This is a genomic window from Streptococcus sp. HSISS3 (assembly GCF_000448605.1).
GTDB classification, from domain to species: domain Bacteria; phylum Bacillota; class Bacilli; order Lactobacillales; family Streptococcaceae; genus Streptococcus; species Streptococcus raffinosi.
The window spans coordinates 673,922-682,176 of record NZ_CM002130.1; the positions used below are offsets into that span (position 1 = coordinate 673,922).

8 protein-coding genes and 2 pseudogenes are annotated in these 8,255 nt (G+C 39.8%); 8 read left to right on the top strand and 2 right to left on the bottom strand.

What is annotated here, in order from left to right; genetic code table 11:
* Positions 1-47: 47 nt before the first annotated feature.
* From HSISS3_RS03290 to HSISS3_RS03325, 8 genes are all read left to right on the top strand, one after another.
* A complete protein-coding gene (locus tag HSISS3_RS03290) occupies positions 48-497 on the top strand; it encodes an Rrf2 family transcriptional regulator (RefSeq protein WP_021151679.1) in 450 nt (149 codons plus the stop codon).
* A gap of 133 nt (positions 498-630) precedes the next feature.
* Positions 631-1,491, top strand: a complete 861-nt coding sequence (locus tag HSISS3_RS03295) for a VOC family protein (RefSeq protein ID WP_021151680.1) — start codon at positions 631-633, stop codon at positions 1,489-1,491.
* A 119-nt stretch (positions 1,492-1,610) separates the two neighbouring features.
* Positions 1,611-2,213, top strand: a complete 603-nt coding sequence (locus HSISS3_RS03300; protein ID WP_021147244.1) for a nitroreductase family protein — start codon at positions 1,611-1,613, stop codon at positions 2,211-2,213.
* A 490-nt stretch (positions 2,214-2,703) separates the two neighbouring features.
* Positions 2,704-3,018: a hypothetical protein gene (locus tag HSISS3_RS03305; RefSeq protein ID WP_042771794.1), complete on the top strand. Its 315-nt coding sequence runs from the start codon at positions 2,704-2,706 to the stop codon at positions 3,016-3,018.
* 5 nt (positions 3,019-3,023) lie between these two features.
* Positions 3,024-3,233 carry a helix-turn-helix transcriptional regulator gene (locus HSISS3_RS03310; protein WP_002885361.1) on the top strand — a complete coding sequence of 70 codons (210 nt, stop codon included), beginning with the start codon at positions 3,024-3,026 and terminating at the stop codon, positions 3,231-3,233.
* Entirely contained in the window at positions 3,230-4,033 is an 804-nt protein-coding gene (locus HSISS3_RS03315) for a DUF3169 family protein (protein WP_002885273.1), read from the top strand. The genes HSISS3_RS03310 and HSISS3_RS03315 overlap by 4 nt, the downstream gene beginning before the upstream one ends.
* A gap of 266 nt (positions 4,034-4,299) precedes the next feature.
* A complete protein-coding gene (locus HSISS3_RS03320; protein ID WP_021151682.1) occupies positions 4,300-5,223 on the top strand; it encodes an aldo/keto reductase in 924 nt (307 codons plus the stop codon).
* Positions 5,224-5,553: 330 nt separating this feature from the next.
* On the top strand, positions 5,554-5,814 hold the full coding sequence (locus HSISS3_RS03325; protein WP_002888017.1) for a SemiSWEET family transporter: 261 nt from the start codon (positions 5,554-5,556) through the stop codon (positions 5,812-5,814).
* Between the two features lie 104 nt (positions 5,815-5,918).
* On the opposite strand, the pseudogene HSISS3_RS03330 reads toward HSISS3_RS03325, so the two are convergent.
* Together HSISS3_RS03330 and HSISS3_RS03335 are read right to left on the bottom strand one after the other, a co-directional pair.
* Positions 5,919-6,400 (bottom strand): annotated as a pseudogene (locus HSISS3_RS03330) (glutathione peroxidase).
* Between the two features lie 137 nt (positions 6,401-6,537).
* Positions 6,538-8,255 (bottom strand): annotated as a pseudogene (locus HSISS3_RS03335) (glucosyl transferase); the annotation flags it as partial.

Below are 8,255 nucleotides of genomic sequence, written 5' to 3' on the forward strand. Positions count from 1 at the left end.
TTGTTATAATCAAGTAAAATAACAAAGAAGAATGAGAGGTCCCTGATATGCAAATACCAAGTCGCTTTACCATTGCTGTCCATATTTTGACCCTTATAGCACAAAATAAGGGAAATGAAACTAAGCTAACCAGTGATTTAATGGCAAGTAGTGTAGGTGTCAATCCAGTTATTATCCGCAAAACCTTATCGCAACTTAAGAAAGCAGACTTGATTTCAGTTCAAAGAGGCACAGGTGGGGCCACACTAGTCAAATCACCAGACGAGATTAACCTTCTACAGGTTTACCGTGCTGTTGATAGTATCGGACCAAGCGGTCAGCTTTTTAGCTTCCATGACCATCCAAATCCAGCCTGTCCTGTAGGACGTAATATTCATGGCATTTTGGACCAGAGTCTAGAAGACGTTCAAATGGCAATGGAAAAAGAACTGAAAAAGAAAACCCTAGCTGGTATTTTAGAGGATGCCAAGACTCATTGGAAGGAAGCAGGGGATTGATTTTAAACATGAGACTCCAAGAAATCGAAAGTTTTTCGGTTTCTTTTTTATTTATAGGTTGTAATAATTGACATTACAATCTAACCAAGTATAATATTGTCATACAAAAGATTACAACAAAGGAGAAAATCAGATGACATACGATTATAATAGTAAGATCTATTTAGCAGAGGCAGTGCTAAATGTTAAGGATTTGGCTGGTCGGACAGCCTTTTATTCACAGATTATAGGTCTTGAAATCCTCTCCAAAACGGAAAAAGAGGTTATCTTGGGAGCTGGGAACAAGCCTTTGCTCCATTTGATTGAAACCAATCGTGAGGAGGCGGTCAAGTCCAGTTATGGCCTTTACCATATGGCGATTTTATTACCTTCTCGCGAGGATCTAGCTGATGTTTTCAAACATATCGCCGAGCTGGACTATCCTTTTGTTGGTGCCGCTGACCATGGTTATAGCGAAGCCCTTTATTTGGAGGATCTTGAGGGTAATGGCATTGAGCTCTATCGAGACAAGCCTGTTGCTGAATGGGATATTCGTGAGGATGGTCGCATCGTTGGGGTAACAGAAGAACTATCAGCTCAAGAAATATACGAGATGGGACGCAAAGTTGAGCCATTTTTGATAGCTAAGGATACTCGCATAGGGCATATTCATTTATCAGTCAAGGATAGTCAGCTAGCTTCATCTTTCTATCAGGAGGTTTTGGAGCTGGCAGATAAGTTTACCATTCCAAGTGCTAGTTGGATTGCTTCAGGTGATTACCATCATCACCTAGCGGTCAATGAATGGGGTGGAAAAGACTTGGCCAAACGTGAAGAAAATATGCCTGGTCTTGCCTATTACGTCGTTGAAGTTGAAGTTAAGGAAGATTTGATTGCTATTGCAGAGCGTGCTAATAATCGTGGAGCCGAGGTCAAATGGTTATCTTCTAATGCCTTAACATTCGAGGACAATGATGGTATTTTGACACGGGTAAGAAAAAATATCAATAATTAGTGATTTTGGGTCGTAACTATTGACATTACATTTCAAACGGCTATAATGGTTATTGTAATCAAAGTTGTTACAAATAAACTTAACATTTAACATATATCACAAATAAAGAGGAAATAACGATGACAAACTTTACAGATTTACAAACAAAACGTCGTTCTATCTATGCATTGGGAAAAGATGTGGAACTTTCAAATCAAGAATTGATTGATACTATCCAAGAAGCGGTTCTTAACACACCAACTGCTTTTAACTCACAAACATCACGTGTGGTTATCTTGCTGGATGAAGAATCAGATGCCTTCTGGAATGAGATTGCTTATTCAGAGCTTGAAAAAGTGACACCTGCAGAAGCCTTCGAGGGAACAAAAGAACGTTTGAAAGGTTTTGCCCAAGCTAAGGGAACAATCCTCTTCTATGAAGATCAAGATGTGGTGAAAGGCCTTCAAGAGCAATTCCCACTTTATGCAGATAACTTCCCAATTTGGTCAGAACAAGGTCACGGAATAGCTCTTTATGCAACATGGTTGGCTTTGGCTGAGAAGAATATCGGCATGAACGTGCAACACTATAACCCACTTGTTGATGCCCAATTGGCTGAAAAATATGATATCCCAGCGAACTGGAAGCTCCGTGCCCAAGCACCATTTGGTCAAATCGTCGCACCAGCAGGAGATAAGGACATCCAAACAGAAGGCCGTTTCAAAGTTTTTGGCGACAAATAATCACCTTAACTTAGTCAGTCGGTTATGTACTGACTGAACAAAATCATAATGATAAGACAAATGACTAGCAGGATTGAAGAATCTTGCTAGTTTTTCTATTTTAAAACTAGTAATGCCCAAGAAAATGTATAGCTTGAATTTTGAAACTTTCCTTAGGTGATAGCAAATGTCAGCGATCTTCTCCGAAGTTTCATGAGTAAAGTTTGAGCCCTCGACTTTTAATTTTTAGGCTCAGGTTAAGACAGTTCTCCAAACTTCTGAGTATTTGAAATTATTTGGTTTTAGGTACTTTCTTAGCGGTATCTTTCACATCAATTTTTCCAAGACGTTTATCGAAGGAGAGATACATTAAAAGGTATGAAAAGGTGAGCTACTAATATCTTATTTCCAACAATTTTGACAATGTTCTTTTTATTTTTGACAAAGATGCTTGTCAAAAATAAAAAGAAGCGTTACAATAGTTTTAGACGAAGAAAGGAGAGAAATTACGATGGAATTTATTTGGCTATCTTTTATTCCACTTCTGTTTCTGATTTATACGAGCTCAGAGGAGAAGATAAAAAGATTGAACAAACGTATCAAAGGGTTGGAAAAACAATTGAAAGGAAATCAAGAAATGTCTAGACTTTTAGAAGAATTGAAAGGGCAAACGGTCAGTATTAGACTAAATGGTTTTGGAAGTAATTGGGAAATTGTTGATTGTGATGAAGATTGGGTTAAATTAAGCCGTGAGGGCATTAAACAACATAGGGTGACAAAATTAGTTCGTATTGAAGATGTTGAATTAATTCAGCAATTGAGGTAGTCATCATGAGATTAAAAAATCGTCTGAAAGAGTTGAGAGCGCGTGATGGGCTCAACCAATCTGAGCTAGCCAAGCTAGCAGGGGTCTCACGCCAGTCCATCAGTCTCTTGGAGCGAGGGGAATATACCCCTTCAGTTATCATTGCTATTACCATCGCTCAAGTTTTCAAAGAGCCTGTGGAAAATGTTTTTAGTCTTGTAGAGGAAGAGGAATGATTATGAAAAAGCAACCACAAAAAAGATCCCCACGTTACCGTTTTTGGAGAAAAGTAGGTTTGATGACTGCTGCTGGCTTGATTGGAGGAGGTCTTGGAGTTTTGACAGGGATGTTCGGATCAGAAAAGCCAATTGAAATTCAATCTTTCTTTAGTAAAGAAGTACTCTATTTGGGATCTGTAGTTTTATTCCTGATTGTGTTTATGATTACGATGGGCTTACTGATGTGGGGAAGAAAAGTCCATCAAAAGATGCTTCAAATAGAAGATGAAGATGAGGCATATCACTATGACGTTCAAAAGAAAAAACTTTATGGTTTAGCAACCATTGTTAAAGGAATCTTGATCTTACCATACTTTTTAGTCGTCATATTTTATAGTCAATTGATGTCTATGGATAGACCTGGAACAGGAAACTTGTCTTTTATCTTTGGAACTTTTACCATGCTCTATCTTCTTCTTGTCTTGTTTGTTCTATTTATCCTAGTGGATTTCTTCTATCGTAAGACCTTTCATCTGATTTATGGAAAACCAATTCCTCGCAATGCCAATGCCAAGGAAGTGCGTGAATTTATGATGAGTATGATGGATGAAGCAGAAAAGCAGATTAGCTACGAAGAAAATTTCGAAGTGGTGGTCAAGTTAAGCAATTATATCTTACCTATCATGCTAATTGGAATTTTAATCATTGGGATTGCCTTCCAGACGGATATCCTCTTGGCTTTGAGTGTTGTATCCATCATCTATATTTATATACTTATTTCACAATACAAGATTACCAAACGTTATTATAAAGAGTAGAAGAGTCATCAATGTTAAAAATTTGGAAAAAGCTTTTGGAAGTGATAGAGAGCTCTTCTTATTGAAAATCTTATCTTTCATTTCCTTATATAGAATCAATGGGTGTGTTATCAGTCTTTAATCTTAGGTATTATGGGAGATTATCAAACTTTCCCTTAGCAATCGTTTATTATCTAAGCCCTCAGTTGATGCTGAGGGCCTTTTAATTCTCAATTGATTTTTGAAACCCTTTTCACTACAATAGAGATACAGAAAAGGAGGCAGAGATGAAGTATATTGATTTTGCTGAAAATGAGCGTTTGTCAACGATTATCCTTGGGATGATGCGTATTAGCGAATTGAGCGAAGATGAGGTGGAGGCCTTGGTAGAGGCAGCCCTGTCGATTGGAATTAACACATTTGATCTGGCGGATATTTATGGAAATGGTAAGTGTGAGCAGCTCCTTGGTAAGGTCCTCAAACGTCGTCCTGATCTTCGGGACCAGATGTGGATCCAGTCTAAGTGTGGAATTCGAAAAGATGGCTTTACCTATTTTGATTTTTCTAAGGACTATATTTTGGACTCCGTTGATGGCATCCTCGAGCGTTTGCAGATTGAACGCTTAGATAGTCTTCTCCTTCACCGACCGGATGCCCTCATGGAGCCTGAAGAAGTGGCAGAAGCCTTTAATCACTTGGAGCAAGCTGGCAAGGTCCGTCATTTTGGGGTATCCAATCAAAATCCTATGATGATGGAATTGCTCAAAACGGCAGTCAAACACCCTCTCAAGATCAACCAGTTGCAGTTGAGTGCAGCCTTTACACCGAGCTTTGAAGCTGGTTTTCATGTCAATATGGAAGGGTCAAAAGCAGCCGTGAGAGATGGCAGTGTCTTTGAGTATTGTCGCTTATACGATACGGTGATTCAGGCCTGGTCTGTCCTCCAGCATGGCTATTTCAAGGGAAATTTTGTCGGCAATGAAGAGTTTGCGGACCTCAATCACGTCCTCAAAGACTTGGCGAAAAAATACCAAGTCACTCCGACAGCTATCGCCCTTGCTTGGGTCCTTCGCTATCCAGGTAAGATGCAGGCAGTCATTGGAACGACCAAGCCACAACATGTCCTTGAAGCAGGGAAAGCAGCAGAAGTTACCCTAACGCGCAAGGAATGGTACCAAATCTACCTAGCTGCAGGAAATGATTTGCCTTAGAATCTTGTTATCAAACCAGATTACACTCTTATCGGTAGTCTGGTTTTTTGTTTTGTGGTCTTCAGTTTTTTCTTGACAAGACTTACTTTTTGAGGTCTTTTTTTATGCAAACGCTACATAAGAGACCAGATCCACTATCACAAGATTGTGACCAATCACAATCTTGTGATAGTTTACATCTTATTAACATTGTCCCATAATCCTTGCATTCTCTGCTCTGGTAGCGTAAGATAGACCATGTTTTAATTTTAAAGGATTGAAACACGTCCTGAGACCATTCTCACAGGTCTAAAGGACAGAGTGAATTTTTTATGAAAGAGGAGAATCAAAATGTCAGATAAACAAATGAAAACCCTTGGTTGGGTGGCAACCTTTATGTCAGTAATGATGTACGTATCTTACGTGCCACAAATCATGGACAATTTGTCTGGTCATAAAGGAAACTTTATCCAACCTTTGGTAGCTGCAATCAACTGTAGCCTTTGGGTTTACTATGGTCTCTTTAAAAAAGAACGTGACCTTCCCCTTGCTGCTGCGAATGCGCCAGGTATCATCTTTGGATTGATTACAGCATTGACAGCTTTGTTCTAAAATAAAGCGAAATTTCTTTTTATACTATTTTTCTTAACGCAGAAAACGAGAGCAGAACTAGCGACAGTCAGTGATTGTCGTTTGGTTTTACTCTCGTTTTTTGTTTAGTTATTAAGAAGAACTTTGATAGCATCTTCCATTTTTAGAGGGTCTGTTTTGGAAGAAAAGCGTTCGACGACTTGTCCTTCACGGTTAATCAGAAACTTAGCAAAGTTCCATTCAATTCTAGCTCCAAGTGGTCCAGATTTTTCTTTTTAAGCCACTCAAAAAGTGGCTCAGCTTCCTTACCATTGACCTTGATTTTGGCAAAACGGGGAAAAGTCGTCTGGTAATTGAGGGTGCAAAAGCTATTGATTTCTTCAGCACTACCTGGTGCCTGACCCATAAACTGATTACAAGGAAAATCAAGAATCTCGAATCCTTGGTCTTTGTATTTGTCATAAAGTTCCTGCAAGCCCTGATATTGTGGCGTCAAACCACATCCTGTTGCTGTATTGACGATTAAGACGACCTTGCCCTTATAGTCTTTGAGAGACACGGGTTGGTCAGCTTGATCTGAAACTGTAAAATCGTATAAGGATGTCATAGAAAATCTCCTTTTATTTGTTTGAGACTATTATAGCAAAAATAGAGACATAAGAAATGTACTCTTACAGTAGAGCTTTTAGCATTTCCCCACCAAAAAACCAAGACTTTCGTCTCGGTTTCAGGTTTCATCTCATCTTAAGACACCACATGTCCATCTTTATCGAAGGTATAGAGTTTACCGTCGATGAGGACAGAGCGGTTAGTGTATCTTTCACCTGTTTTAGGGTCTAAATAGTAGGTGTAATTATCAACTGTGACAAAGCGTCCTAGGACTTGTTTGCCTTCAGCGTCGAAGTAGAGGACCTTGCCGTCAACTTCTTGGAAGCCGGTAACTTTCTCACCTTTGTCATTGTAATAATAGTTGTCGCCCTTATCGTAGACAATACGATTGCGATAAGCTGGTTCACCCTTGCGATCAGCAACCACGCCATTGTCATCAGCATTATAAGCTCTGTCCCCGATGATAAAACGTCCTGTTTCAAGGTTTCCGCTATCTCGGAAGTAGTAGTCCTTGCCGTTGATGGTTTGCCAACCTGTCAGAGCAGCTCCGTCATTGCCATAGTAGCGTGTTGGGTAGTATGGAAAACGTGGAGAACCTTCGTAGTTGTATGATTTTGAAAAGGCGTTGCGTGTCATGATACCAGTCAATTGGTCAAATTGGTAAACATTATTGTTGATTGCGACCTCAGTACCTTTGGCTTGATGGCCATCGTCATAGAAATAGTAACAGACGTCATCAAAGGTCTTCAAGCCAGTGACCTTTTGGCCATTTTCATAGAGATAACTTGTGCCGCTAGGATCTGTCTGCAATTGGTCAAAGTGGATGGCTTTTTCTTTTGTCGCGTCAATACCCTTGGCATCAAAATTAAAGGTTACACCACGATAGGTAAGGGACTTGTTGGTTGTTGCAATGGCAACGTTTGTGGTCACTTTTTGACCATTTGGTGCTGTGAAGGTCATAGGTGTTGAGTCGAAATGGTAGAGGTGTCCATTAAGAATATCCCATTCGTCAAAAGTTGACCATTGTGATTGGCGGACGCTACTATATTTTGATCCAAGAATCTTGCCATCATACTGATAAGGACCTTCTTTGATATTACCGTCAGTATCTGTGACATAGACACCTTCAAGGTCATAAGCATTTTCACCAGTACGCTTGAACTCAGGATAGAGACCGTTTGTCAAGAGTTTCCCATCTGGGCTAAATAGTTGAGAGTTGATAACTCCTGTGTAGAGGTTTCCTTTAGGGGTGTCGTCATCAGAATAGTCGCTAGCGTAGTAACGATTACCGTTGACTTCTAACCAGCCTGTCTTGAAGGCACCATCATTGCCAGCGTAGTAGATGTTTTCAGAGAAGTTGCCATAAGGTCCAGTTGATGTATCGTGATAAAAGGCATTGCGAAGGATAGCACCAGTATCTTTGTTGGCGACGTAGTAGTTATCACCTAGGTTGAAAATACCTCCTCGAACTTGTTGGCCTTTCTCGTTAAAGAAGTAGAGGTCCTTGTTAATAGTTTGGAAACCAGTGACTTTTTTACCATTAGCATCGTAGTAGTACCATTCTTGATCGGTACCTTTAACAAATTGGTTTCGATTTGTGGTTTGGTCAGCTTTAGTCGTCGCCACACCATTATTGTCAAAGTTATAGACCGTACCGTTTAAGGTAAGTGAACGATTAACCCACTTTTCACCTGTATTTGGGTCGAAGTAGTAGGTTTTGCCGTCAACAGTAACCAGTTGTCCCTTGGCTTGGACACCATATTCGTAGAAATATAGGTTCTGTCCGTTAATGGTTTGGAAACCAGACACGGCTTTACCATCAGCTCCGAAATAGTACCAAGCATCGTCTCTAT

Excerpts from the sequence above, each read along its gene's own strand:
- HSISS3_RS03320 (WP_021151682.1), top strand. The coding sequence starts at position 4,300 with ATGAAGTATATTGATTTTGCTGAAAATGAGCGTTTGTCAACGATTATC.
- HSISS3_RS03310 (WP_002885361.1), top strand. The coding sequence starts at position 3,024 with ATGAGATTAAAAAATCGTCTGAAAGAGTTGAGAGCGCGTGATGGGCTC.
- HSISS3_RS03325 (WP_002888017.1), top strand. The coding sequence starts at position 5,554 with ATGTCAGATAAACAAATGAAAACCCTTGGTTGGGTGGCAACCTTTATG.
- HSISS3_RS03300 (WP_021147244.1), top strand. The coding sequence starts at position 1,611 with ATGACAAACTTTACAGATTTACAAACAAAACGTCGTTCTATCTATGCA.
- HSISS3_RS03295 (WP_021151680.1), top strand. The coding sequence starts at position 631 with ATGACATACGATTATAATAGTAAGATCTATTTAGCAGAGGCAGTGCTA.
- HSISS3_RS03315 (WP_002885273.1), top strand. The coding sequence starts at position 3,230 with ATGATTATGAAAAAGCAACCACAAAAAAGATCCCCACGTTACCGTTTT.
- HSISS3_RS03290 (WP_021151679.1), top strand. The coding sequence starts at position 48 with ATGCAAATACCAAGTCGCTTTACCATTGCTGTCCATATTTTGACCCTT.
- HSISS3_RS03305 (WP_042771794.1), top strand. The coding sequence starts at position 2,704 with ATGGAATTTATTTGGCTATCTTTTATTCCACTTCTGTTTCTGATTTAT.